This is a genomic window from Streptomyces sp. NPDC034084 (genome assembly GCF_055575535.1).
Map to the genome: position 1 here is coordinate 553,365 of NZ_JBVISK010000004.1, position 25,333 is coordinate 578,697.

Sequence of the window (25,333 nt, forward strand, 5' to 3'; positions counted from 1 at the left end):
AGCGTCGAACCATGAGGACCAGGGCGATATCCGTGTGGTCGGCCCTCGGCGGGCTGGTACTGCTCCTGCTTCTGGTCCTGGCGCCCACCGCGGGCGCCAGGGCCACGGGCGTCTCCGACGCGGCCGCCGCCCTGAAACAGGGCCCGGTGTACGTCGACCTCGGGGCCGCCGGGCTGATCTCCGCGGCCGACGCGAACGCCCTCGCGCAGAAGATCAAGGACGCGGACAAGCCGCTGTTCGTGGCGGTGCTCCCCGCGAACGCGCAGTTCCCGCCGGAGAGGCTGCTGCAGAACCTGCGGACCCAGACCGGCATCACCGGCCTCTACGCCGTCCGTCTCGGCGACGGGTTCGACGCGGGCGCCGACCGCTCGGTGATGTCCGGGCAGGCCGTGCGGAACCTCGTCACGTCCGTACGCCAGCCCGGCGTGGACGCGGCCACCGAGCTGAACAACTTCGTCGACCAGGCCCTGCCCACCCTGCGCGGTTCCGCCCCGGCCTCCTGGGGCTCCGTCGGTAGGGACTCCGGCGTCCCGGTCGGCGGGCTCGCCACTCTGGGCGCGGTCGTCGTCGCCGGCGGCGCGGGCGCCTACGCGGTCGTCCGCCGCAACCGGCTCCGCAAGGAGGCGGAGGAGCGCGCCGCCCTCGACCGGCTCCGGGTCGTCGTCGACGAGGACATCACCGCCTTCGGCGAGGAACTCGAACGGCTCGACTTCCACCCTGCTGAGGCCGGCGCCGACGACGCCATGCGCGGCGACTACGAACGCGCCCTCGACTCGTACGACAGGGCGAAGTCCCTGATGGGCTCGGTCAGCAGGCCGCACGAGGTCCGCGGGGTCACCCAGGCGCTGGAGGACGGCCGCTTCTCCCTCGCGGTCCTGGCCGCCCGCCGCGAGTCCCGCCCGCTCCCCGAGCGCAGGCCTCCGTGCTTCTTCGACCCCCGTCACGGGCCCGCCGCCGACGACCGGACCTGGACCCCGGCCGGTGGCGCCGCCCGCCAGGTGCCCGTCTGCGCGGCCGACGCGGCCCGCATCGACGACGGCCTCGACCCCGTGGCACGCACGGTCGACACCGACGCCGGCCGCCGCCCCTACTGGGAGGCGGGCCCCGCCTACGGTCCCTGGGCGGGCGGCTACTTCGGCGGCGGCATGCTCCCCGGCCTCCTCGTGGGCACCATGCTCGGCTCCATGCTCTCCACCCCCGCGTACGCCTCCGAGTACGGCGGGGCCGACTTCCAGGGCGGCGACTTCTCCGGCGCCGACTTCGACTCCTCCGGCTTCGGCGGTGACTTCGGCGGTGGTGACGGGGGCGGCTTCGGCGGCGGTGACTTCGGCGGAGGCGGCGGCTTCGACGGCGGCGGTGGCGGGTTCTGACGGACCCGGGTCAGACCAGCGGCTTCACCGACATCAGCAGATGGCGGTGGGTCGCCTCGGGCCCGTCGGTGAGCAGGGCGCGCTGGCCGGGGCCCAGGAGGTGGAAGCGGACCTCGGGGGAGTCCATCGAGCCGAGCGCGTCCAGGAGGTAGCCCGGGTTGAAGGCGACCGCCAGGGACTCCGACCCGGTGAGCGTGGCGGGGAGGCGCTGGGAGGCCACGTCGTCCTCGTACCCCGCCTGCAGGTGGAGGCCGGTGGGCGAGAAGGTCAGCTGGACCGGGCTGTCGCCCTCCGCGACGACCGCGACCCGCCTGACCGCCTCGGTCAGGGGGGCCCGCTCGGTGACCGCGAGGGCGTGGTCCCCGAGGTCGAAGAGCTTGTCGTGGCGGGGGAGCCGGCCGTCGAGCAGACGGGTGGTGGTGCGGGTGCCGGCGCTCTCGAAGCCGAGGGAGCCGGAGTCGAGCGCGAGGCGGGCCGGGCCCGTGCCGGCGAGGGAGCGGGCGATCTCGGTGAGGCGGCGGGCCGGGACGACCACGTCGGCGCCCTCCGGGGCGTCGGCCTCGGGCTTCCACGGCAGGTTGCGGACCGCGTACCGGTAGCGGTCGGTGGCGGCCAGCGTCAGGGTCTCCCCGTCCAGGGCGAGCCGTATCCCCGTGAGGACGGGCAGCGAGTCGTCCCGGCCCGCGGCCACGGCGACCTGGCCGACCGCCGCCGCGAAGGCGTCCCCGTCCACGAGCCCGCGCACCTCGGGCAGCGCGGGCGCGGCCGGGTAGTCGTCGAGCGGCAGCAGGGAGAGGCCGAAGCGGGCGTCGCCCGAGGTCACGGAGAGGCGGGCGCCCTCCACGGCGAGCTCGACGTGCCCCCGGGGGAGCACCTTGCAGATGTCGAGCAGGCGCCGGCCGAGGACGAGCGCCCGGCCCTCGACGGCGGTGTCGGCCTCGACGTCGACGCGGGCCGAGGCCTCGTGGTCGAGGCCCGAGACGCGCAGTCCGCCGTCCGCCGCCTCCAGGAGCAGACCGCCGAGGACGGGCATGGGGGAGCGGGCCGGCAGGACGCGCGCGGCCCAGGCCACGGCGTCGGTCAACACGGCGCTGTCGATGCGGAATTCCATGCCGACGACGCTAGCGGCCGCCACTGACAACGGCGTCGACCAGCAGTTTCAGGCGTCCTTCGGCGAGGTCGGGACGGAGCCGGCCGCTGCCGTCGAGGGTGGCCAGTCCGTGCAGGGCGCTCCAGAGGAGTTCGGCGAGGGTGTCGGGGTCGCGTCCGCCGGCCAGCGGGTTCACGGCGTGCAGGAATTCGGCGAAGGCGGCTTTCAGGACCTCGGGCGAGTCCTCGGTGGCGAACTCCAGGCCGGTGCGCCGTACGAACATCGCCTCGTAGAGGGCGGGGTGGTCGCGGGCGAAGGCGAGGTAGGCCGCGGCGAGGGCGGTGAGTCCCGCCACCGGGTCGGCGGCGCCGGTGCGGGCGGTGCGCAGGGTGGCGGTGATCTCCTCGATCCCGTCGGCGGCGACCGCCGTGACGATGGCGTCCTTGCCCTTGAAGTGGCTGTAGAGGACGGGCTGGCTGTAGGCGACGCGCTCGGAGAGGCGGCGGGTGGTCACGGCGCCCCAGCCCTCGCTCTCGGCGAGTTCCCGGGCGGCGCCCACGATCAGGCGGTGGCGTTCGGCTCGTTCGCGCTCTCGGCGCTCTTGCACGGACATATCTGAACGCTAGCACCGCTAGACAAGAGGGCGTTGCTAGGTCTAGCGTTGCTATTAGTCCTAGCGCCGCTAGAACAACGCCTTGGGGGAACCATGAAGACGTACCGCCTCGCCACCGTCCTGTCCGTCCTGCTCGGCCTCGCCTGCCTCTGGTTCGGCGTCAACTTCACCTTTGCGCCGGAGACCGCCGCCGCCGGCTTCGGCATCCCCTCCTGGCCCGAGGGTGACGCCGCCGGATACTTCGGGGTCAAGGCGGCCCGCGACCTCGCCAACGGCGCGATCGTGCTCACCCTCCTCGCACTCGGCAAGCGCCGGCCGCTGGCCTGGGTCATGCTGCTCCTCGCGATCGTCCCCTTCGGTGACGCGCTCGCCGTCCTGTCCCACGGCGGAACGTACGCCGCGGCGCTCGGCATCCACGCCGCCACCGGCGCCGTGGTCGTCCTCACCGCCGGGCTCCTCTTCGCGACCTCGGCCGAGGGCGGCGTCAAGCCCAAGTCGGCGGCGCGGGAAGGGAATCGCGCGCTCGACCGTTCCTCCGTCTGACGGCTGTCCGACCGCGACGGCTGCCCGATCGCGACCGCGACACTCAGGGGGAGAGCGACCATGACCGACGTCCACGGCACGGTGGAGCCCGGATTCGAGTCCGTACGGGAGGTGTTCGCGGGGATCGCCGCGAACGAGGCCCGGGACGGCGGCGCCCAGCTCGCCGTCCACCACCACGGCCGGCTCGTCGTCGACCTCTGGGGCGGCGACGGCGTCGACGGCGACTCCCTGCTCGGGCTCTATTCCTCGTCCAAGGGCGCCATGGCCCTGGTAGCCGCCCTCCTCGTCCAGGACGGCGTCCTCGACCTGGACCGCGAAGTCGCCTTTTGGTGGCCCGAGTTCGCCGCCGAGGGCAAGGAGAAGATCACCCTGCGGCAGCTGCTCGCGCACCGCTCCGGGGTGATCGGCGCCGACGGCGGCCTCTCGCCCGAGGAGCTCGCCGACGACCGCCTGATCGCCGCGCGCCTCGCCGGACAGCGCCCCTTCTGGGAGCCGGACACCGGCCACGGCTACCACGCCCTGGTCGTCGGCGCCCTCGTCGGCGAGGTGGTGCTGCGGGCCACCGGCCGGACGGCCCAGGAACTCTTCGAGGAACGGGTCCGCGCCCCGTACGCCCTCGACTACTACCTCGGCCTGCCCGAAGAACTCGAACCCCGCTTCCGTACGGCCCTGCCGGCGCTGCCCACCCGCGCCGAGCAGGCCTTCCTCGACGCGAACCCGGTCGCCCCGGACAGCCTGACGGCGATCGGATTCAACCTCCACGCCGATCCGCCGTTCGACATCGTCGGGTACGCCAACTCCCGCGCGGTCCGGGCCCGGGCGCCGCTCTCCGGCGGCGGTGTCGGCTCCGCCCGCGGCCTCTCCCGGATGTACGCGGCGATCGCCGGCGCCCTCGACGGCCGGCCCCCGCTGCTCGCCCCCGACACCCTGGCCGAGATCGCCCGCATCCACTCCCGGGGCACCGACCTCGTCACGGGATCGGAGAACGCCTTCGGGCTCGGCTTCGTCCCGCTCGCCACCCGCTACCCGTCCCTGAGCCCCGCCGCGATCGGCCACAGCGGCGCCCCCGGCTCCCAGGCCTTCACCGACCCGGCCACCGGCCTCGCCTACAGCTACGCCCGCCGCCGCTTCGGCTTCCTGTCCGGCCCCGGCGCCCCCGAGAACGACCGGCTGGTCCCGGCGGTCGTCGAGGCGGCGGCCCGCCTCTGAGCCCACGACGCCGAGCGCCCGCCTTCCGCTGTCGCGGAGGGCGGGCGCGCTCGTGTGGTCCGGAGAGGGTCCCGGGTCAGGCGGCGTTCTTGATGGCGGAGATGTCGAAGTTCAGCTTGACCTTGTCGCTGACCATGACGCCGCCGGTCTCCAGGGCCGCGTTCCAGGTCAGGCCCCAGGCGGAGCGCAGGATCTCGGCGGAGCCCTCGAAGCCCACGCGCTCGTTGCCGTAGACGTCCGTCGCGCTGCCGTTGAACTCCAGGTCGATGGCGAGCGGCTTGGTGACGTCCTTGATGGTCAGGTCGCCGGTGATCCGGTACGTGTCGCCGCCCAGCTGTTCGGCGCTCGTGGAGCGGAAGCTCATCAGCGGGAACTGCTCGGCGTCGAAGAAGTCACCGCTGCGCAGGTGGCCGTCGCGGTCGGCGATGCCGGTGTCGATGGAGGCGATCTTGACGTCGATCGAGGCGGTGGAGGCGCCCGGGTCGGAGCCGTCGAGCTTCAGCGTGCCCTCGTGTTCGGCGAAGGTCCCACGGACGTTGGTGACCATGGCGTGGCGGACGGTGAAGCCGATGCTGCTGTGCGCCGGGTCGATGGTGTAGTCGCCGGTCAGGGCGGCCAGGGCCGGATCGACCGGCAGGGTGGCGGTGGCGACGGCGGACTCGGTGTTCTTGCGGCCGAAGAGACCCATGACATGCTCCTTGTCGGTGTTTGTTGAACCTTCAACGAGAATGACTGTAGCCCGATTCCGTTCAACATTCAACATTCGAGGAAGCTGTTCCTCCAGATGGCTCCACTTGGACACCGCAGACCTCTGGCGGACGCGCGTAGAACTACGGCACCATCTCCCTGCACCACCGGATTCACCGGCTCCACCTGAGCCGCCCGTTTCCCCTGGGCGCCATCCGCGCCCGTCCGTTCACCCGCACCACCTGCACCGCCGTCCCCACCCGTCACGGTCACCAGCAGGAGGCACTCCCGATGAAGCTCCGCTCCGTCCTGACCGCCCTCGCCCTCGTCCTCGGCGCGCTCTTCGCGCCCGGCGTCGGCGTTCTCACCGCCGCCGGCGAGGCCCACGCGGTCACCAAGATCAGCCACGCCACCGCGACCTCGATGTTCCGGAACTCCGGGATCACCTGGTCGTCCTCGGGCGGCTGCTCGGACCGCTACAACTCCACCTGCACGTCCTTCGAACAGCTCAACCTCGCCACCGCCCAGGGCGCCCAGACCCTCAAGAGCGCCAGCGGCTGCGCCCTGAACATCACCGGCGGCACCGAGACCGGCCACGCGAGCGGCACGTACTCGCACTGGAACGGTTACAAGCTCGACTTCAGCAAGTACACCTGCCTCGGCAGCTACATCAAGAACACGTTCGCCTACATCGGGCTGCGCGGCGACGGAGCCCCGCAGTGGAAGTCCGGCGCGGGCAACGTCTACGCCGACGAGGGCAGCCACTGGGACGTGACCTTCTACAACTGCGGCGGCTGCTGACCCGTACCGCACGCGACGAACCCCCTTCGGCGGCCACTTGGACTAACCGAAGGGGGTTCTTGGACTGGAGGGCCCCGCGCGGCGCCATCTCGTTGACGGTGCTGCCGGGCCGGGGCCAACTAGTGCGCATGCCCCTCCCTCACTCGCGGAACTCGCGAACGATCCGTGCGGTCTGCGCGCTCACCGCCGCGTCGGCCACCGTGTTCGCCCTGTCCGGGCCCGCCCTCGCCGACAACACCACGACCACCGCCGCCACCACCGCGACCGCCGCCGAGATCGGTTCCGCCCAGCTCGCCGTCGCCGTCGCCGAGGACTTCCCCCGCGTCCTGTCGTACACCGACCGCGCGAGCGGCGCCCGCCTCCTCGGGAGTACGGCTCCGGTCACGCAGGTCGTCCTCAACGGCACCGCCCACGCCGTCCAGGCCAAGGGCGCCCCCGTCCTGACCGCCACGTCCGCCGCCTACACCCTCGCCTTCCCCGACCTGCCCGGCGTCGAGATCGACGCCCGCCTGAGCGTCGACGGCCGGACCACCACCTTCGCGGTGACCGCCGTCCGCGACACCGAGGCCTTCCGCGTCGGCACGATCGACGTCCCCGGCCACGACCTGGTCTCCGTCGGCTCCTCGGACACCGGCGCCGCCACCGCCTTCACCCGGCTCGACCCCGACTCCACCCGTACCGCCGACGTCTTCGCTCAGGTCACCGCCGCCACCGCAGCCGAGACGAACCCCGTCGGCGCGAGCTACGCGATCGTCAGCACCGGGCAGCTCGCCGCCGCCGTCGAGTCCAACTCCAGCTACGACAAGCCCGCCGGCGCCTCCGCCCGCGACGGCGCCCGCTTCTGGCACCAGGCCCGCAGGAGCGGCACCGAGACCCGCGTCGGCGTCTGGTCCGGCCAGTGGACCTACCGCGGCGCGGGCGCCCCGCGGCCCGAGAGCGGCGACCACCTCCCCTGGGCGAAGGTCGTCGTCACCCCCGACGCCAACGCCGACGGCACCACCGACTGGCAGGACGGCGCCATCGCCTTCCGCGCGATCGGGATCAAGGCCCCCGGCAGCGACCAGACGCCCCGCCGGGTCGTCGCCCACATCCCCTTCAACTTCGCCTCCCAGGCCACCCATCCCTTCCTGCGCACCCTCGACGACGTCAAGCGGATCTCGCTCTCCACGGACGGACTCGGCCAGTTCGCGCTGCTCAAGGGGTACGGCTCCGAGGGTCACGACTCCGCCCACCCCGACTACGGCGGCAACTACAACAAGCGGGCCGGCGGCCTCGCCGACCTCAACACCCTCCTGCGCGAGGGCAAGAAGTGGGGCGCCGGCTTCGGCGTCCACGTGAACGCCACGGAGTCCTACCCCGAGGCCGAGAACTTCAGCGAGACCCTCGTCGACAAGACCAAGCCCGGCTGGAACTGGCTCAACCAGAGCTACTACATCGACCAGCGCCGCGACATCAACAGCGGTGACCTCGCCCGCCGCTTCCAGCAGCTCCGCGACGAGACCGACCCCAACCTGTCGACGCTCTACATCGACGTCTACTACACCCACGGCTGGATCGCCGACAAGACGGCCCAGGCCGTCCAGGCGCAGGGCTGGAACCTCGCCACCGAGTGGGCCGACAAGTTCGAGCGGGCCTCCCTCTGGTCCCACTGGGCCAACGACCTCGACTACGGCGGCGCCACCAACAAGGGCCTCAACTCCCAGATCATCCGCTTCATACGCAACGGCGAGAAGGACGTCTGGAACAACCACCCGGTCCTCGGCCAGACCGCCCTCGTCGACTTCGAGGGCTGGACCGGCGAGACCGACTGGAACGCCTTCTCCGCCAACATCTGGCAGCGGAACCTGCCCGCCAAGTACCTCCAGCAGCAGAAGATCACCCGCTGGAACGGCGACGACATCACCTTCACCGGCGGCGTCCGCGGCACCGTCGAGAACGGCCGCCGCACCTTCTACGAGAACGGCCGCAAAGTCCTCGACGGTGAGAACTACCTGCTCCCCTGGGACGGCGGCAAGAAGCTCTACCACTACAACAAGTCCGGCGGCACGACCAGTTGGGCCGTCCCCGGCTCCACGCGCGCGTACACCGTGTACAGGCTCACCGACAACGGCCGTGTGAAGACCGCCACCGTGCGCCCCTCCGGCGGCCGGATCACCCTCGACGCCGTCGCCGGGCAGCCCTACGTCCTCTACCCCGACAGCGCCCCCGCCCAGACCGCCCCGCAGTGGGGCCAGGGCACGCCCGTGCAGGACCCCGGCTTCAACGACGCGAAGCTCGGCGCCTGGACCAAGGCCGGCACCGTCGCCCGCGACACCGACGACCAGGGCCGCAACAGCGCGAGGCTCAGCGGCACCGCCACCGCCTCGGTCCGCCGGCAGATCACCGGCCTCACCCCCGGCACGCGGTACACCGCCTCCGCCCTCATCGAGATCGAGCCCGGCAAGACGCGTCCTACCACCCTCTCCGCCGGTGGCGCCTCCGTCACCGTCGAGCGCTCCTCCCTGGAGGACCGGGTCGCCGCCTCCGACTGGAACGGCACCCGCTTCCAGCGCGCCAAGGTCACCTTCACCGCCCCCGCCGACGGCTCCGTCCCGCTGCGGATCCAGGCCGCGAGCGGCAGCCCGGCGGCCGTCCGGATCGACGACGTACGGATCGTCGCCAACGCCCCGGCGACGAAGGCGGGCACGGTCGTGTACGAGGACTTCGAGGCCGTCGACCAGGGCTGGGGACCCTTCCTCAAGGGCGACGCCGGCGGTACGACGGACCCGCGCACCCACATCGCCCAGCTCCACGCCCCGTACACCCAGGCCGGCTGGAACGGAAAGCTGATCGACGACGTCGTCGGCGGCGCCGAGAGCCTCAAGTCGCACGACGAGAACAGCGGACTCGTCTACCGGACCGCGCCCTGGACCGTCCCGATGGAGGACGGCCACAGCTACCGCGTGGAATACGACTACCAGTCCAGCCACGCGGGCGCGTACGAGTGGGTCACCGGCTACGACCGTACGAACGGCAACGGCCCGGCCGTCGAGACCCGGCGCACCCCGATCGGGGAACAGAGGACCACCGGCCACTTCGCCGAGACCGTCACGGCCGGCTGCGGCGACACCTGGACCGGCCTGCGCAAGCGCGGGGACGCCCCGGACGGCGCCGACTTCGTCCTCGACGGCTTCACCGTCACCGACCTCGGCCCGGCCGCCGAGCGCGCCGCCTGCGGCACGCTCACCGTCACCGCGCCCGAGACGCTGGAGCCGGGCCGCCCGAACCGGGTCACGGCCACCTTCGGCAACGACGAGGCCGCCGACGTCACCGGCGCCCAGGCCGTGCTCACCCTCCCCGAGGGCTGGACCGCCGAACCCGCCGCGCCCGTCACCCTCGGCACCGTCGCCCCCGGCGGGAGGGCCACCGCCACCTGGCAGGTGACACCGCCGGTGGACGCGGCCTACCGGCCCTACCCGCTGGGCGCCTCCGTCGCGTACGGGACCGGGGGAGCGGAGCGGAAGCTCACCGCCGCCACCACCGTCCGCACCCTGCCCCCGCCGCCCACCGCCGACAGCTGGGCGAGCGACCTCGACTGGACCTCGGCCGCCAACGGCTGGGGACCCGTCGAGCGCGACCTCTCCAACGGCGAGACCGGCACCGGCGACGGCTCCCCGCTGCGCATCGGCGGAGTCGCCTACGCCAAGGGCCTGGGCAGCCACGCCCCGGCCGAGGTCCGCTACTACCTCGGCGGCCGGTGCGCCTCGCTCACCGCCGAGGTCGGGGTGGACGACGTCCAGACCAGCCGGGGCAGCGTCCAGTTCAGCGTGCTCGCGGACGGCGCGGAGAAGGCGAAGTCCCCGGTCCTCAAGGCCGCCGACCCCGCCTGGTCGCTCACCGCCGACGTCACCGGGGCCTCCTATGTCGACCTGGTGGTCGGCGACGGCGGCGACGGGAACGGCAACGACCACGCGGACTGGGGGAGCGCCCGCTTCCACTGCGGAGGCTGAACCCGAGGCGGCAAGCGCTTGCCGTGCTCATTGATTGCGTCGGAGACAGGGTGTTACACCGGGCGCCGACCGGTCTCCACCACTTCCCCCGGGAGGCTCCCGTGTCCCTGCCCCTCTGGTCCCGCCGCACCTTCCTGAGCACCACGACAGCGGCAGCCCTCACGCTCGCCGTCACCCCGCAGGCCCACGCGGCGGACTCGGCCGACGAGTTCGAGACGCTGCGACTCCGCTGGCTCGACCTCCAGCTCGGCTCCGGCTTCGACGCCGGGGCCGAGCCCTACGCCGGCCGGCTCGCCGAGACGGGCACGCTCGCGCGCGCCTTCCGCGCGAGCATGGCCCCCGCCGTCGCCTCGCTCTGGCCCGACGCCCCCTTCGACCCGCCGGCCGGCATATCCCAGAGCTACAGCCGCCTGTGGACGATGACCCAGGCGTTCGTCCAGCCCGGCACCGGCCTCACCGGCGACGAGAGCCTCCTCGCGGACATCCTGCGCGGCCTCGACCACCTCTCCGCCACCGTCTACCGGGCGGGCGCCCCGCGGTACGGCAACTGGTGGGAGTGGCAGATCGGCAGCCCCCGCCTGCTCATGGACATCGTGGCCGCGCTCCACCCCCGCCTCGGCCCCGAGCGCACGGCCGCCGCCTGCGCCGCCGTCGACCACTTCGTGCCCGACTCCGTCCTCCTGAACTACACCGGCACCTCCACCGGCGCCAACCGCGTCGACCTCTGCCGTTCGGTCGCCCTGCGCGGGATCCTCGGCACGAACCCCGCCAAGATCGCCCTGGCCCGCGACGCCCTCTCGCCCGTCTTCCCGTACGTGACCAAGGGCGACGGCCTCTACGCCGACGGCTCCTTCGTGCAGCACACCTGGGTCGCCTACTCCGGCACCTACGGACAGGTCATGCTGGACGGCCTGGGCCGGCTCTTCTCCCTCCTCGCCGGCTCCAGCTGGGCCGTCACCGACCCGAACCGGCAGATCGTCCTCGACAGTGTCGAGAAGGCCTACGCGCCCTTCATCTACGACGGCCTGATGATGGACAGCGTCAACGGGCGTGCCATCAGCCGCGGTCACCTCAGGAACGACGACCGGCAGATCATGCGCTCCGACCACTTCCACGGCCAGGGCGTCATCGCGGCCATCGCCCTTCTCGCGGGCGGGGCCTCGGCCGCCGAGCGGGACCGGTGGCACGCGCGCGTGAAGGGCTGGATCGACCGCGACACCGTCTCCCCGATCCTGACCGCCCGTCAGCTCGGCGTCGCCGACCTCGCCCGGCTGCACGCCGTGGCAGCGGCCCCCGTCCCCGCCGCCGCCGAACCCACCGGCCACCGGCTCTTCGCCGCCATGGACCGGGCCGTCCACCGCCGTCCCGGCTGGGCCGCGAACATCGCGATGGCCTCGGACCGGATCACGTACTACGAATGCGGCAACGGCGAGAACCCGCGGGGCTGGCACACCGGCGCCGGGATGCTCTCCTGGTGGACCCGCGGCCTCGGCGACCAGTACACCGACTGGTTCTGGCCCACCGTCGACCCGTACCGGCTCCCCGGCACCACCGTCTCCACCAAGCGCCTCGCCGACCGGGCGGGCGGCGAGTGGGGCGCGCCCCGGCCCGCCGTCCGCTGGGTCGGCGGGACCACCGACGGCGAGTACGCGGCCGTCGGCCAGCACCTCAAGGGCCTCGGCTCCACCCTGGAGGCCCGCAAGTCCTGGTTCTGCGCGGCGGACGCGGTCATCTGCCTGGGCGCCGGGATCTCCGCGACCGACGGCGTGCCCGTCGAGACGGTGGTCGACAACCGGCTCCTCAACGGGCACGGCACCGAGGCGTTCACCACCGGCGACGGCTGGGCGCACCTGGACGGCCACGGCGGCTGGGTCTTCCCCCGGGGCGCCGGAAACCTCCGCACCCTGCGCGAGGACCGCACCGGCGCCTGGAGCGACATCAACACCACCAGCTCCACCGAGCGCCGGACCCGCCGCTACCAGACCCTCTGGCTGGACCACGGCACCGACCCGGTCACCGCCTCCTACGTGTACGTCCTGATGCCGGGCGCCTCGCGGCGCACGCTCGCCGCCCGCGCCGCGGACCCCGCCTGGCTGCAGGTTCTCGACAACACCGCCGAGCGGCAGGCGGTCGCCGTCCCGTCCCTCGGACTGACCGCCGCGAACCTCTGGCAGGCAGGTACGGTGGGACCCCTCACGGTCACCGCGCCCGCGAGCGTCCTCGTCCGGCGCCGCCGCTCCGTCCTCGACGTGAGGGTCTCCGAGCCGCTCCGCTCGGGGCAGCCGCTGGAGCTGGTGTGGAACCGTCCGGTCCGCCGTGTGCTCCGCCACGACCCCTCCGTGGAGGTCCTCGCCACCGGGTCCTCACTCAGGCTGCGGATCACGCCGGGTACCGCCGGTGGGACCCACGGTTGCGAGGTCGCCCTCTAGGTCTATGTCGGAACCCAACAAACACGAGGGGTGTCTGGCTGTTGACTCGGGCTGGACGGGCAATGGTTCTGTCCAGCCCCACCAGGATTCGACACGCGAGACTGTACGGAGTCGACGGCGGGGTTTTCTTGTGTGACTTCGTAGGGTCGGTACATGACCGTTGTGGACCAGATCCCGAGCGAGCCCGCCGACGCCCGTGGCCGTGTGGCCGAGCTGCACGTCCTGCGCGAGCAGGCGCTGCGTGGCCCGAGTGACCGTGCGACCGAGGCGCAGCACGCGAAGGGCAAGCTGACGGCGCGTGAGCGGATCGAGCTGCTGCTGGACCCCGGTTCCTTCAGCGAGGTCGAGCAGCTGCGCCGGCACCGTGCGCAGGGCTTCGGCCTGGAGGCGAAGAAGCCGTACACCGACGGTGTGATCACCGGCTGGGGCACGGTGGAGGGCCGGACGGTCTTCGTGTACGCGCACGACTTCCGGATCTTCGGTGGCGCGCTGGGCGAGGCCCACGCCACGAAGATCCACAAGATCATGGACATGGCCATCGCGGCCGGTGCGCCGCTGGTGTCGCTGAACGACGGGGCGGGCGCCCGTATCCAGGAGGGCGTCTCCGCGCTCGCCGGCTACGGCGGGATCTTCCAGCGCAACACCAGGGCCTCGGGTGTCATCCCGCAGATCTCGGTGATGCTCGGCCCGTGCGCCGGCGGCGCCGCCTACAGCCCGGCGCTCACGGACTTCGTGTTCATGGTCCGTGAGACCTCGCAGATGTTCATCACCGGCCCGGACGTCGTCAAGGCGGTCACGGGTGAGGAGATCACCCAGAACGGTCTGGGCGGCGCCGACGTCCACGCCGAGACCTCGGGCGTCGCGCACTTCGCGTACGACGACGAGGAGACCTGCATCGCCGAGGTCCGCTACCTCCTGTCGATGCTCCCGCAGAACAACCGCGAGAACCCGCCGACCGTCCCCTCCGAGGACCCGGCCGACCGCCGCTCCGACGTCCTCCTCGACCTCGTGCCCGCCGACGGCAACCGCCCGTACGACATGCACAAGGTCATCGAGGAGCTCGTCGACGACGGCGACTACCTGGAGATCCACGAGCGCTGGGCCCGCAACATCATCTGCGCCCTGGCCCGGCTCGACGGCCAGGTCGTCGGCATCGTCGCCAACCAGCCCCAGTCGCTCGCCGGCGTCCTCGACATCGAGGCCTCCGAGAAGGCGGCCCGCTTCGTGCAGATGTGCGACGCCTTCAACATCCCGATCATCACTCTTCTGGACGTACCCGGCTTCCTGCCCGGCGTTGACCAGGAGCACGGTGGAATCATCAGGCACGGCGCGAAGCTGCTGTACGCGTACTGCAACGCGACCGTGCCCCGGATCTCCCTGATCCTGCGCAAGGCCTACGGCGGCGCCTACATCGTGATGGACTCCCAGTCCATCGGCGCCGACCTGACGTACGCCTGGCCCACCAACGAAATCGCGGTCATGGGCGCCGAAGGCGCCGCCAACGTCATCTTCCGCAAGCAGATCGCGGAGGCCGAGGACCCCGACGCCATGCGGGCCCGCATGGTCAAGGAGTACAAGGCCGAACTGATGCACCCGTACTACGCGGCGGAGCGCGGCCTGGTCGACGACGTCATCGACCCCGCCGAGACCCGCCAGGTGCTCATCAGGTCCCTCGCGATGCTCCGCACCAAGCACGCCGACCTGCCGTCCCGCAAGCACGGCAACCCGCCTCAGTAAGAGGAGTCATCACGTGACCACCCCCGCCAACCTTCTCCGCGTCGAGAAGGGCACCGCCGACCCCGAGGAGCTCGCCGCCATCACGGCGGTGCTGCTCGCCCGCGCCGCCTCCCAGCCCGCCGAGGAGACCCACCGCGGCCGCACCCAGGCCGGCTGGCGCCGCCTGGAGCGCGAACACGGCTTCCGCGCGCCCCACAGCTGGCGCTGACCTCCGCCGTACGAAGGGCCCCGCACCGATGACGGTGCGGGGCCCTTCGGCTTCCACCGTCGTGGGCACGTGCCCGAGCACGAAGGCCCCGCACCGACTTGGTGCGGGGCCTTCTGCCGTGCGACCGTCGGGACTTACCGCAGGCGGGCCATGAGCGCGTGCTCGACGAGCGTGATGAGGGCGCTCTTGGCGTCGGCGCGGTGACGGGCGTCGGTGGTGATGATGGGGGTGTCCGGGCCGATCTGGAGGGCCTCGCGGACCTCCTCCGGCTGGTAGGGCTGGTTGCCGTCGAAGCCGTTGAGGGCGATGACGAACGGCAGGCCGCTGTTCTCGAAGTAGTCGACGGCGGGGAAGCAGTCGGCGAGGCGGCGGGTGTCGACGAGGACGACGGCGCCGATGGCGCCGCGGACCAGGTCGTCCCACATGAACCAGAAGCGGTCCTGACCGGGGGTGCCGAAGAGGTACAGGATCAGGTCCTGGTCGAGCGTGATGCGGCCGAAGTCCATGGCGACGGTCGTCGTCGTCTTGTCGCCGGTGTGGGTGAGGTCGTCGATGCCCGCGGAGGCGGAGGTCATGACGGCTTCGGTACGCAGCGGGTTGATCTCCGAGACGGCGCCGACGAACGTGGTCTTGCCCACGCCGAAGCCACCCGCCACCACGATCTTCGCGCTGGTGGTTGAACGGGCCGCGCCGCCGCTAGAGCTTGCGAAGTCCACTGAGCACCCTTTCGAGCAGTGTCACGTCTGGCTGACCGCCGGCGGCCTCGTCGCCGCCGGGCTGGTGGATGGCGACGAGTCCGGCCTCGGCCAGGTCGGCGACGAGGATTCGGGCGACGCCGAGGGGGATGGAGAGAAGAGCCGAGATCTCCGCGACCGACTTGATCTCGAAGCAGAGCCGGCAGATCCGCTGGTGCTCGGGCAACTGCCCCTGCAGCCGGGCCGGATCGGCCGTCGTACTGACCAGCGCCTCGATGGCGAGCTGGTAGCGCGGCCGGGTCCGGCCGCCGGTCATCGCGTACGGACGCACCAGCGGGTTGTGGTTGCCGGACCCGCGCGAGGCGGACGGCGAACCCGCGGCCGCCGACGGGACCTGAGGCTGCGCGTAGGGCTGCGACACGCCCTGTCTGCTCGGGGCGGAGGGAAAGTTGAACCGGTTCTGCGCGGTGTCGCCCAGCGGTGCCTGATGCGCGTCATAACCGTTGTAGGGGCTCGCGCCCGGGGGTGTACCCACGTCTCCTCCTCCGACTGCCTCGCGGTCCATGTCCCTTGGACCGCGCCACCGCACCCTACGGGGCGGTGGCGCCAAACGCACTGTCTGTCTGTTAGTTGAGAAGACTTCCCTGAAGCTCCGCCCGGAGGTCAGGAGTCAGGACCGTGCCCGCGCGATCCACGAGCAGAGCCATCTCGTAACCCACGAGGCCGATGTCGGCCTCCGGGTGGGCGAGCACGGCCAGCGAGGAGCCGTCCGAGATCGACATGATGAAGAGGAAGCCGCGCTCCATCTCCACCACGGTCTGGTTGACCGCACCACCCTCGAAGATCCGGGACGCGCCCGCGGTCAGCGAGGTCAGTCCGGAGGCGACGGCCGCCAGCTGGTCGGCGCGGTCCCGGGGGAAGCCCTCGGACATCGCCAGCAGGAGTCCGTCGGCGGAGACCACCACGGTGTGGGACACCCCGGGGGTGTTGTCCACGAAGTTGGTGATCAACCAGTTCAGATTCTGCGCCGCCTGGCTCATGCTCACACTAACGCTCCTGGTTGTAGGTACTGCCCGGGCCGAGGCCCGATCCGTTCGTGTCCGTTCCCGCGGTGCGTCCCTGCTGGACGCCCCGGCGCAGGTTGCTCAACCTGCCCCGTACGTCCTCGGGTGCGCGGGAGACCTGCGGGCCGCCCTGCGGGGTCTGCTCAGCCGTGCCCTCGACCAGGTTGGCCTTCGGGACCCGCCGGGGAAGACCGGACGAGGTGACCCCGCCCGCCTTGGGGTCCTTGAGCTTCCCGGCCCGCTGCCAGCGCTCGTCGTTGGTCGAGCGCCAGTCGTCGGAGCCGCCGGCTTCGTCCTGCTGCTGCACCGGCTGTGCCGGCTTCGGCGCCTGCTGCGGCACCTGCTGCGTCTGCGGGGCGACGCTGCCGCGGCGCGGCAGACCGGAGTCGGTCAGCGCGTGTCCGGCGTCCGGGGCGGGATTCGCGGTCGGACCCGGACGGTCGAAGCCTACGCGGTCGGGGGCCTGTTCGGGAGCGCTCGGAGCAGATTCCGGTTCGGCTCCGTAATCCTGTCCGTAGCCGCCCTGGTAAGCGTTCTGATCCGGCCACTCCGCCTGGTGGGACTGGGGATCGAACGCATTCCCGTACTGCTGGTGTTCGGTTCCCGGAGTCTCGTACGAGGCTTCCGCATAGCCCTGCTGCGGGTACGCCTCATAACCCTGCTGCGGGTAGGAGTAACCGTCCTGCTGGGCGTAGCCCTCCTGCGGGGCGTAGCCGTCCTGCTGCGGGTAGCCGGCCGCGTACTCCTGGCCGTACTCCTGCGCCGGGTACTGCTCCGCCGGGTACTCCTGGGCCTGCTGCTGCCCGTACTCCTCGCCCTGGCCGTACTGCTCCGCCGGCTCCTCCTCCTCGCGGAAGAGGGGACGGTCGCCGCCCTGTGCCTGGGCCTCCAGGGCGGCACGCCGCCCCTCGCGCCGCAGCGAGCGCTTGACCGGGTCGAGCTGGGGCTCCTCCTCGGCGGGCTGCTCGTAGCGGGAGTCGTCGAAGCCGAGGTCGGCCGCCGTGAGCATCTGCTGCGGGGCGCCGGCCTCGAAGGCGTTCTGCTGCTGCTGCGGGATGATCTGCGAGACGGTGAAGTCGTCCTGGAGCGGCTGCTCGCCGCCACCGCCGTGCGTGATCGCGTCCGGCAGCATGACCAGCGAGGTCGTTCCGGCCTGCTCGCCCGAGGGGCGGAGCTGGACCCGGATGCCGTGCCGGTCGGCGAGCCGGCCGACCACGAAGAGGCCCATGCGCTGCGAGACGGCGGCGTCCACGGTCGGCGGGTTGGCCAGCTTGTGGTTGATGTCCGCGAAGTCCTCGGCGGTGAGGCCGATGCCCTTGTCGTGGATCTCGACCATCACGCGGCCGTCGGGGAGACGGGTCGCGGTGACGCGCACCTTGGTCTGCGGGGAGGAGAACGTGGTGGCGTTCTCCAGGAGCTCGGCGAGCAGGTGCACGAGGTCGGTCACGGCCTGGCCGTGGATCTCGGCCTCGGGCACGCCGGCCAGCTCGATGCGCTCGTACTGCTCCACCTCGGAGGAGGCGGCGCGCATGACGTCGACCAGCGGGACCGGCTGGTCCCAGCGGCGGCCCGGCTCCTCGCCGGCGAGGACCAGGAGGTTCTCGCCGTTGCGGCGCATACGGGTCGCCAGGTGGTCCAGGCGGAAGAGGTTCTCCAGCTGGTCCGGGTCGGCCTCGTTGTTCTCCAGGTCGGTGATGAGGGTCAGCTGGCCCTCGATCAGCGACTGGTTGCGGCGCGACAGGTTGGTGAAGATCGCGTTGACGTTGCCGCGGAGCATGGCCTGCTCGGCGGCGAGCCGGACGGCCTCGCGGTGGACCTGGTCGAAGGCGCGGGCGACCTCGCCGATCTCGTCCTGGGAGTCGATCGGGATGGGCTGGACGCGGGTGTCGACCCGGCCCGGCTCCGTACGCGAGAGCTGGTCGACCAGCATCGGCAGGCGCTGCTCGGCGATGCCGAAGGCGGCGGTCCGCAGCTGGCGCATCGCGCGGCTCATCTGGCGGGCCATCATCCCGGCAAGGATGAAGGCGGCGAGCAGGGCGACGACGACGATGCCGCCGATGACCCAGGCGTCCGTCTTGGCCTCGTCGGAGATGGCGGCGGCCTCGGTCACGGCCTTGTCGACGAGGGTCTTCTCGACCTCGCTGTAGCCGTCGAACTTGGCGGTGGCGACGGCCATCCAGGTCTCGGCCGTGATGCCCTTGCTCTTCAGGGCCTTGATGCCCTCGGGGCCCTTGGCGGTGCCGATCTGGGAGGCGACGCCGGAGTAGACGGAGCCGTCCTTGCCCTTGGGGAGGTCGAGGCCGGCCGCGGACATCCGCTTCTCGCCGTCGGCGGCCTTGCCGGCCATGACCTTCTTGAGGAGGTCGACGTCCTGGGGCAGGCCGCCGGAGTTGAACTCGCCGAGGGCGATCTGCTCCAGGTAGTTGTACGAGTTGAAGGCCACGGACTGCTGGGCGTAGACGGCCTCGTCGTGGCTGGGCCGGATCAGGAGCTGCGTGCCGATGGAGCGCTGGAGGGACTCCGCGCCCTTCGAGAGCTGGATGGCGTAGACGGTCCGGCCGTAACTGGTGATGTTGCCGGTGCCCAGGCCGAGCTCGTTCGAGAACTCCATCAGGTAGTGCTGCACGCCCGTGTACCCGAGCTGGGTGTTCACGGGGTCCAGGGACGCCGTGTACGCCGCCTTGCGCAGCGTCTCCAGCTTGGGCTCCTCGTCCTGGAAGAGCCGCAGACGGCGCTCCAGGCCCTGGCCCGAGGGCATGTTCTTGACGGCCTCGTCGAACTTGGCCTTGGCGGCGTCGGTCGCGGCGTACGCGCGCTGGACGTCGTCGGCCTTGCGGTCCTCGGGGGTCTTCGCGGCCAGCAGGGGACCGGCGGTGAGGTCGCGCTCGTTCAGGAGGGCGGTGCCGTACTCCGAGGCGGCGCGCACGATGAGCGCCGTCTTCTCGGCGTCCTGAGCCTCCTGCCAGGTGTCGATCGCCGCCTTGACCTGGAAGCTGCCCATGACCAGGCCGACGAGCACGGGTATGCAGAGGATCGCGTTCAGCCGGGTGGGTACCCGCCAGTTCCGGGGCGACAGCTTGCTGGTGCTCCCCTTGGCGGTCTCGGTGGGGGGCGTCACGGGCACGTCCGCGGGCGACATCGCCGCCCGCGACGGCGGCGTGAAGTTGCCCCGCGTCTCCTGCTCCGCGGAGCCTTCCTTGCTTCGCCTCACTCGACCAACAACCTCTCGGCGTCGGCACCTACGTTGTGCCGGTGTTTCGTTCAGGGCCGTACTACTCGGGAGTTCATGAATTGCAGCACGTGAAGGGGGTCCGTTCCAAACAGTGGGACGCGGCCGGTTTCAGTGGTCCAGGCCTCGTATAAAACGGGCATAAAGAGCGAGCCCCGCCAAATGGCGGGGCTCATGTGAGCGCAGTGACACCGATCGGATGCGTCGGGTGTCCGAGGCGCCCCAATTCTCTGTCGAAATGTTATGAACGCCGTGGCGGCCGTGTCGAAGGACACAGGCCGCCCCTGGCGGTGGCATATGACAAGTGCCCTCAGTCGTCCTTCTACTTGAGCCGGGCCATGAGGGCGTGCTCGACGAGCGTGATGAGGGCGCTCTTGGCGTCGGCGCGGTGACGGGCGTCGGTGGTGATGATCGGGGTGCCGGGGCCGATCTGGAGGGCCTCGCGGACCTCCTCCGGCTGGTAGGGCTGGTCGCCGTCGAAGCCGTTGAGGGCGATGACGAACGGCAGGCCGCTGTTCTCGAAGTAGTCGACCGCCGGGAAGCAGTCGGCGAGGCGGCGGGTGTCGACGAGGACGACGGCGCCGATGGCACCGCGGACCAGGTCGTCCCACATGAACCAGAAGCGGTCCTGCCCCGGCGTGCCGAAGAGGTACAGGATCAGGTCCTGGTCGAGCGTGATGCGGCCGAAGTCCATGGCGACGGTCGTCGTCGTCTTGCCACCGGTGTGCGTCAGATCGTCGATGCCGGCCGACGCGGAGGTCATGACGGCTTCGGTACGCAGCGGGTCGATCTCCGAGACGGCGCCGACGAACGTGGTCTTGCCCACGCCGAAGCCACCCGCCACCACGATCTTCGCGCTGGTGGTCGATCTGGCCGCGCCGCCGCTAGAGCTTGCGAAGTCCACTGAGCACCCTTTCGAGCAGTGTCACGTCCGGCGTTCCGCCGGTCTCTCCGTTGCCCGGCTGGTGGATCGCCACCATGCCGGCCTCCGCCAGGTCGGCCACGAGGATCCGGGCGACACCGAGCGGCATCGACAGGAGGGCCGAAACCTCGGCCACCGACTTGACCTCGCGGCAGAGGTGGCAGATCCGCTGGTGTTCCGGCAGCAGTGTGGCCAGGTGCGCCGGGTCGGCCGTGGTGCTGACCAGAGCCTCTATGGCGAGCTGGTAGCGCGGCCGGGTCCGGCCGCCGGTCATCGCGTACGGACGCACCAGCGGCTGGTCGCCCTCGTATCCGTACTCGTCGACTGAGGCGCCGTACGGATCGTGAGAGGCGGGGGGCGGGGTCATGAATCCTCCGGGCGTGACAGCAAGACTTCTGCCGTCTGATGGGGCCGGTGGGGGGCCGGGTGGGGCGGCCGGACGGTGAACGGTGGCAGGGCGGTACGGAGGGGCGTACCGCCCTGTCGGTCGGTCTGTGCGGACGGATGTCCGGTGTACGGGAACCGGCTAGTGCAGGAGGCTGCCCTGGAGCTCCGCGCGGAGATCCGGGGTGAGCACGCTGCCGGCCCGGTCGACCAGCAGCGCCATCTCGTAGCCCACGAGGCCGATGTCGCACTCGGGGTGGGCGAGCACGGCCAGCGAGGAACCGTCGGAGACCTGCATGAGGAAGAGGAAGCCGCGCTCCATCTCCACCACGGTCTGGGCCACGGGTCCGCCCTCGAAGATCCGGGACGCCCCCGCGGTCAGCGAGGTCAGTCCGGATGCGACCGCCGCCAGCTGGTCGGCGCGGTCGCGGGGGAACCCTTCGGACATGGCAAGCAGGAGTCCGTCGGCGGAGACCACCACCGTGTGGGACACCCCTGGGGTGTTGTCCACGAAGTTGGTGATCAACCAGTTCAGATTCTGCGCCGCCTGGCTCATCGCGTTCAACTAACGCTCCTGCTGATGGTTCGGACCGAGGTGATGGCTACCCGTGGTCGAGTTGCCGGCCTGGCGGCCCTGCTGGATGCCGCGGCGCAGATTGGTGAGCCGGCCGCGGACGTCGTCGGGTGCACGCGAGACCTGGGGGCCGGCCGTGTGGGCCTGCTCCTGTGCGGTCCCGGGTACGAGGTTGGCCTTCGGCACACGGCGCGGAAGACCGGAGGTGGTGACGCCGCCGGCCGCGGGCTTGCGCACCCGCTCCGCCTGGCGCACCAGCTCGTCGTTGGGCGAGGTCCGCCAGGCGGCCCCGCCGTTCTGGCGGCCGCCGTCGGCGGGCGCCGGGGCGGACGGCTGCGACACGACCGGGGTCTGCGTCGTCTGCGTCAGGTCCGCCGGGGCCTGCTGCTGGGCCTGCTCCTGGTGGAACCAGTTGGTCTCCAGGTTGTCGTACAGCGGGGTACGACCGTCACCCGCACCGGCCGGCGGCAGGGCCTCCGGACGGCGCGGCTGCTGCGGCGGCTGCTGCCGGCGGGCCGGCTCGGCCGCGCGCGGGGCACCGAGGTCGTCGCCGCCGGCCCGCTGACGCGGAGCCGGGGGCTGGGCCTGCGGGGCCTGCTGCTGCGCCTGCGGTACGAAGGGCTGCCGGCCGAACTGCTGCTGCTGGCCGCCCTGGTACGCCTGCGGGGCCTGCTGCTGCGGGGCACCGAAGTCCGGGCGCGGGAACTGCGCCGTCGACGCCGGGTCCTGCGCACCCCCCTGGTACCCCTGCGGGGCCTGGGGCTGCTGGGGCAGCTCCTGCTGCGGGGCACCGAAGTCCGGACGCGGGAACTGGCCCGTGGAACCGGGGCCCTGCGGAGCGGCCGGTCCACCGAAGCGGCCCGCCGCGTCCGGCTCCTCGTGACCGCGCGGGGCGTCCAGGGGGGACATCTCCTGCTGCGGGCGCCGGACCGGCTGCTGCTGGGGGTCGTTGCCCCAGCTCGCGGCCTGCGGGCGCTGTGCCTGGGGGTTGCCACCGGGCAGCTCGGCACGGGGGAACTCGTACCCGCCCTGCTGGTTGCCCTGCTGCGGCGCGCCCGGACCGGCCTGCGGGCCGGGCCGACTGCCGCCCCACACGTCCGTACGGGACGGGATGGCGCTCGCGGCGCCGCCGATGAGCCCGCCCGCGGCGGGACCCGGACGCGGCGCGTCGGGCGACTGGGGAGCCTGCGGGCCCTGCGGCGCCGACGGGATCTGCGGCAGCCGGCCGGTCTGGTCCAGCTGCGCGTTCTGCGGCTGCGGGGTGCGGGACTGCGGCGCGCCCTGCGGGCCGCCGGCGAGCGGGGCACCGTCACGGGCGGGCAGCGCGGCCCGGGGACCGCTCGTACCGACCTGACCGCGCGCTCCGCCGGCACCGGTGGCCAGGCGTCCGGCCGCCCCGGAGGGGGCACCGCCCTGGCCCGGACGTCCACCGCCGGGGCCACCGGCCGCGCCGGGGCCGCCGGGGAGACGGCCGCCGGGGGCGGAGGCGCCCTGCGGCATCGCGCCCTGGCCGCCCGCGCCCTGCTTGGGCATCGGCTTCTTGCCGCCCTGGGCGACGTCGACGGGGAGCATGACGAGCGCGGTGGTGCCGCCCGAGTCGGAGGGGCGCAGCTGGATCCGGATGCCGTGTCGCAGGGACAGGCGGCCGACCACGAACAGACCCATGCGGCGGGAGACCGAGACGTCCACGGTGGGCGGCGAGGCGAGCCGCTCGTTGATCGCGGCGAGGTCCTCGGGGGAGAGGCCGATACCGGTGTCGTGGATCTCGACGAGCACACGGCCGTCGGGCAGCGCGTGACCGGTGACCCGGACCTTGGTCTGCGGGGAGGAGAACGAGGTGGCGTTCTCGAGCAGCTCGGCGAGGAGGTGCACGAGGTCGTTGACGACCCGGCCGGCGACCTCGGTCGCCGGGACCGCGGCCAGCTCGATGCGCTCGTACTGCTCCACCTCGGAGGCGGCGGCACGGAGGACGTCGACCAGCGGGACCGGGCGGGTCCAGCGGCGGCCCGGCTCCTCACCGGCGAGGACGAGGAGGTTCTCGCCGTTCCGGCGCATACGGGTCGCGAGGTGGTCGAGCTTGAACAGCGAGGAGAGCTGGTCCGGGTCGGCCTCGCGGGACTCCAGCTCGGAGATGAGCGAGAGCTGACGCTGGATGAGGCCCTGGGAACGGCGCGAGAGGTTGGTGAACATCGCGTTGACGTTGCCCCGGAGGAGGGCCTGCTCGGCGGCGAGGCGGACCGCCTCGCGGTGCACGTCGTCGAAGGCCGCGGCCACCTTGCCGATCTCGTCCCGGGAGTGCACACCGACGGACTCGACGGAGGTGTCGACGTCCTGCGGGTCGGACTCGGAGAGCTGCTTGACGAGCTCGGGCAGCCGGTCCTGGGCGACCTTGGTCGCGGTGTCCTGGAGCCTGCGCAGCGAGCGGATCATGGACCGGGCCACGACGAAGGCGCCGATGAGCGAGACACCGAGGACGAGGAGGATCAGCGCACCGTTGATGATGGCGTCGCGCTGCGACTCCTGCTTCAGCTCACGGGCCATCGTCTCCATGTCGCCGAGCAGACCTCGCTCGATGCGGTTCATGGCGGCGATCTTGGTGCTGTACTCGTCGGTGAAGTTCAGGTGGCCGCGGGGATCGCCCCTCTCCATCGCGTCGTCCGAGTTGAGGACGCGCTCCGCGTACTTGTTGGCCGCGTTGATCGAGGGGTCGCCGCTGTTCAGCGACTCGGTCTTCTCGGTGGCGTCACCACCGGTCGACTCGTAGATCGCCTGGAAGGACTTGAGCTCGACGCCCTCACTGTTGAGGGCGGCCTCGCCGTAGAGACGGTCACCCTGCTGGAGCTTGCCGCGGGTCCGGTCGCTCGGGGGGAGCGCGGCCGCGATGATCGCCTGCTGGATGGAGGCGTACTCCTTGGCGGACGAGAACGCGGCGAGCGCGCGGGTCCGCTTGATCATCTCGGGGTTGCTGGTCGCCTGCGCCATGTCCTGGGACAGGCTGAGGAGCGAGCGGATGAGGCGGCTGTACGCCTCGACCGTCACCGAGTGGGACACGTCCTTCTCGTAGGCACTGCCCCGGATCGAGTGGAGCTCGGTGACCTGCGAGGCGATCTGGCTGACGTTCTGGCGGATGCTGCGCAGCGCCTCGTCGCCCTCGGCCGCCGGGATGTCCTCGGTGGCGTCGAGGAAGGCCTTGTACTCGCGGTCCGTCTTCCGGCGCGGGTTGGCGACCTGGTAGTCGCTGACCGGGCGGCCGTTGGCCAGCGGGCCGGCGGACAGGTCGCGCTCGGCCTGCAGGGCCTGGGCGAGGTTGGTCGCCTGCCGGGTCAGCTTGGTGAGCAGCTGCATGTGGTCGAGCTGCTCCATGTCCTGGAGCGAGTCGCTGATGCGGATGCCGCCCAGGGTGGTCGCCGCGACCACGGGGAGGGTGAGGAGCGCGACCAGGCGCGTGGAGATGCGCCAGTTGCGCAGGGCTATTCGCGGGCCCACCTCGTTCTCGGCCCGGGCCTTGGGGGGCGCGGCGGCGGGCTCGCCGGACTTGGCCGCGGCGCTCGCGCGCCTGCCGCCCTCGCCGGCGTCGCCGGATGGTCCCTGACCCTGGTTCGGGGTGTGCGGGGCCGAGGGACCGCGGTCGGTCCCGGCACGCGGTTCCTGCTCCGCCGGAGCATCCGCTCGGCCCTGGCGGGCCTGGGGAGACCCCGAGCCATCCCTCTTGAAACGTCCCTGCACTAGCGTCGCAACCTCTGGACCAGGCGTCCTTCCGGATGAACGGAGAGGACGGTGTCGGCGTCG

19 protein-coding genes are annotated in these 25,333 nt (G+C 72.0%); 8 read left to right on the plus strand and 11 right to left on the minus strand.

From position 1 onward, the window contains the following. Positions 1-11: 11 nt before the first annotated feature. Positions 12-1,370, plus strand: coding sequence for a hypothetical protein (locus ACZ51I_RS17625; RefSeq protein WP_468876546.1), 1,359 nt, complete (start codon positions 12-14; stop codon positions 1,368-1,370). A 10-nt stretch (positions 1,371-1,380) separates the two neighbouring features. Here ACZ51I_RS17625 and dnaN read toward each other — a convergent pair whose 3' ends face one another. After that, positions 1,381-2,481, minus strand: a complete 1,101-nt coding sequence (dnaN, locus tag ACZ51I_RS17630; RefSeq protein WP_468876548.1) for a DNA polymerase III subunit beta — start codon at positions 2,479-2,481, stop codon at positions 1,381-1,383. A gap of 10 nt (positions 2,482-2,491) precedes the next feature. Continuing rightward, positions 2,492-3,073: a TetR/AcrR family transcriptional regulator gene (locus tag ACZ51I_RS17635; RefSeq protein WP_468876550.1), complete on the minus strand. Its 582-nt coding sequence runs from the start codon at positions 3,071-3,073 to the stop codon at positions 2,492-2,494. A gap of 93 nt (positions 3,074-3,166) precedes the next feature. Here ACZ51I_RS17635 and ACZ51I_RS17640 point away from each other — a divergent pair, with 93 nt between their 5' ends. Continuing rightward, positions 3,167-3,616: a DUF4267 domain-containing protein gene (locus tag ACZ51I_RS17640; RefSeq protein ID WP_468876552.1), complete on the plus strand. Its 450-nt coding sequence runs from the start codon at positions 3,167-3,169 to the stop codon at positions 3,614-3,616. Between the two features lie 60 nt (positions 3,617-3,676). Further along, positions 3,677-4,825, plus strand: coding sequence for a serine hydrolase domain-containing protein (locus tag ACZ51I_RS17645; RefSeq protein WP_468876554.1), 1,149 nt, complete (start codon positions 3,677-3,679; stop codon positions 4,823-4,825). 76 nt (positions 4,826-4,901) lie between these two features. Here the strand turns inward: ACZ51I_RS17645 and ACZ51I_RS17650 are convergent, their stop codons facing one another. Further along, a complete protein-coding gene (locus tag ACZ51I_RS17650) occupies positions 4,902-5,513 on the minus strand; it encodes a YceI family protein (protein WP_468876556.1) in 612 nt (203 codons plus the stop codon). A gap of 290 nt (positions 5,514-5,803) precedes the next feature. Between ACZ51I_RS17650 and ACZ51I_RS17655 the strand changes: the two genes are divergently transcribed. From ACZ51I_RS17655 to ACZ51I_RS17675, 5 genes are all read left to right on the plus strand, one after another. Further along, positions 5,804-6,313 (plus strand): hypothetical protein, encoded by a 510-nt coding sequence (locus tag ACZ51I_RS17655; protein ID WP_468876558.1) that lies wholly within the window; start codon positions 5,804-5,806, stop codon positions 6,311-6,313. A gap of 128 nt (positions 6,314-6,441) precedes the next feature. After that, positions 6,442-10,302, plus strand: coding sequence for an endo-alpha-N-acetylgalactosaminidase family protein (locus ACZ51I_RS17660; RefSeq protein WP_468876560.1), 3,861 nt, complete (start codon positions 6,442-6,444; stop codon positions 10,300-10,302). 107 nt (positions 10,303-10,409) lie between these two features. Then, positions 10,410-12,731: a polysaccharide lyase 8 family protein gene (locus ACZ51I_RS17665; RefSeq protein WP_468876860.1), complete on the plus strand. Its 2,322-nt coding sequence runs from the start codon at positions 10,410-10,412 to the stop codon at positions 12,729-12,731. 153 nt (positions 12,732-12,884) lie between these two features. Beyond that, positions 12,885-14,468 (plus strand): acyl-CoA carboxylase subunit beta, encoded by a 1,584-nt coding sequence (locus tag ACZ51I_RS17670; protein ID WP_468876562.1) that lies wholly within the window; start codon positions 12,885-12,887, stop codon positions 14,466-14,468. A gap of 13 nt (positions 14,469-14,481) precedes the next feature. Continuing rightward, the gene (locus ACZ51I_RS17675; RefSeq protein WP_190154636.1) at positions 14,482-14,676 is read left to right on the plus strand and encodes an acyl-CoA carboxylase subunit epsilon; all 195 of its coding nucleotides are present in this window, start codon (positions 14,482-14,484) and stop codon (positions 14,674-14,676) included. A 134-nt stretch (positions 14,677-14,810) separates the two neighbouring features. Here the strand turns inward: ACZ51I_RS17675 and ACZ51I_RS17680 are convergent, their stop codons facing one another. The 8 genes from ACZ51I_RS17680 to ACZ51I_RS17715 all read right to left on the minus strand — a co-directional run bounded on the left by ACZ51I_RS17680 (position 14,811) and on the right by ACZ51I_RS17715 (position 25,270). Beyond that, positions 14,811-15,392, minus strand: coding sequence for a GTP-binding protein (locus ACZ51I_RS17680; RefSeq protein WP_015036414.1), 582 nt, complete (start codon positions 15,390-15,392; stop codon positions 14,811-14,813). Beyond that, a complete protein-coding gene (locus ACZ51I_RS17685; protein WP_468876564.1) occupies positions 15,373-15,906 on the minus strand; it encodes a DUF742 domain-containing protein in 534 nt (177 codons plus the stop codon). Before ACZ51I_RS17685 ends, ACZ51I_RS17680 begins: the two co-directional genes overlap by 20 nt. Before the next feature lie 91 nt (positions 15,907-15,997). Then, positions 15,998-16,411 carry a roadblock/LC7 domain-containing protein gene (locus ACZ51I_RS17690; RefSeq protein ID WP_026057603.1) on the minus strand — a complete coding sequence of 138 codons (414 nt, stop codon included), beginning with the start codon at positions 16,409-16,411 and terminating at the stop codon, positions 15,998-16,000. A gap of 7 nt (positions 16,412-16,418) precedes the next feature. Next, on the minus strand, positions 16,419-19,646 hold the full coding sequence (locus ACZ51I_RS17695; protein WP_468876566.1) for a sensor histidine kinase: 3,228 nt from the start codon (positions 19,644-19,646) through the stop codon (positions 16,419-16,421). Positions 19,647-19,986: 340 nt separating this feature from the next. Beyond that, on the minus strand, positions 19,987-20,568 hold the full coding sequence (locus ACZ51I_RS17700; RefSeq protein WP_468876568.1) for a GTP-binding protein: 582 nt from the start codon (positions 20,566-20,568) through the stop codon (positions 19,987-19,989). Next, the gene (locus ACZ51I_RS17705) at positions 20,549-20,953 is read right to left on the minus strand and encodes a DUF742 domain-containing protein (protein WP_024756254.1); all 405 of its coding nucleotides are present in this window, start codon (positions 20,951-20,953) and stop codon (positions 20,549-20,551) included. Before ACZ51I_RS17705 ends, ACZ51I_RS17700 begins: the two co-directional genes overlap by 20 nt. Before the next feature lie 159 nt (positions 20,954-21,112). Next, positions 21,113-21,526: a roadblock/LC7 domain-containing protein gene (locus tag ACZ51I_RS17710; RefSeq protein ID WP_015036421.1), complete on the minus strand. Its 414-nt coding sequence runs from the start codon at positions 21,524-21,526 to the stop codon at positions 21,113-21,115. A 9-nt stretch (positions 21,527-21,535) separates the two neighbouring features. After that, positions 21,536-25,270, minus strand: a complete 3,735-nt coding sequence (locus tag ACZ51I_RS17715; RefSeq protein ID WP_468876570.1) for a sensor histidine kinase — start codon at positions 25,268-25,270, stop codon at positions 21,536-21,538. Positions 25,271-25,333 lie beyond the last annotated feature (63 nt).

Bases quoted from the DNA above. Each gene is read 5' to 3' on its own strand.
- ACZ51I_RS17690 (WP_026057603.1), bottom strand. From the start codon at position 16,411: ATGAGCCAGGCGGCGCAGAATCTGAACTGGTTGATCACCAACTTCGTG.
- ACZ51I_RS17640 (WP_468876552.1), top strand. From the start codon at position 3,167: ATGAAGACGTACCGCCTCGCCACCGTCCTGTCCGTCCTGCTCGGCCTC.
- ACZ51I_RS17625 (WP_468876546.1), top strand. From the start codon at position 12: ATGAGGACCAGGGCGATATCCGTGTGGTCGGCCCTCGGCGGGCTGGTA.
- ACZ51I_RS17650 (WP_468876556.1), bottom strand. From the start codon at position 5,513: ATGGGTCTCTTCGGCCGCAAGAACACCGAGTCCGCCGTCGCCACCGCC.
- ACZ51I_RS17635 (WP_468876550.1), bottom strand. From the start codon at position 3,073: ATGTCCGTGCAAGAGCGCCGAGAGCGCGAACGAGCCGAACGCCACCGC.
- ACZ51I_RS17705 (WP_024756254.1), bottom strand. From the start codon at position 20,953: ATGACCCCGCCCCCCGCCTCTCACGATCCGTACGGCGCCTCAGTCGAC.
- ACZ51I_RS17645 (WP_468876554.1), top strand. From the start codon at position 3,677: ATGACCGACGTCCACGGCACGGTGGAGCCCGGATTCGAGTCCGTACGG.
- ACZ51I_RS17660 (WP_468876560.1), top strand. From the start codon at position 6,442: ATGCCCCTCCCTCACTCGCGGAACTCGCGAACGATCCGTGCGGTCTGC.
- ACZ51I_RS17670 (WP_468876562.1), top strand. From the start codon at position 12,885: ATGACCGTTGTGGACCAGATCCCGAGCGAGCCCGCCGACGCCCGTGGC.
- dnaN (WP_468876548.1), bottom strand. From the start codon at position 2,481: ATGGAATTCCGCATCGACAGCGCCGTGTTGACCGACGCCGTGGCCTGG.
- ACZ51I_RS17710 (WP_015036421.1), bottom strand. From the start codon at position 21,526: ATGAGCCAGGCGGCGCAGAATCTGAACTGGTTGATCACCAACTTCGTG.
- ACZ51I_RS17655 (WP_468876558.1), top strand. From the start codon at position 5,804: ATGAAGCTCCGCTCCGTCCTGACCGCCCTCGCCCTCGTCCTCGGCGCG.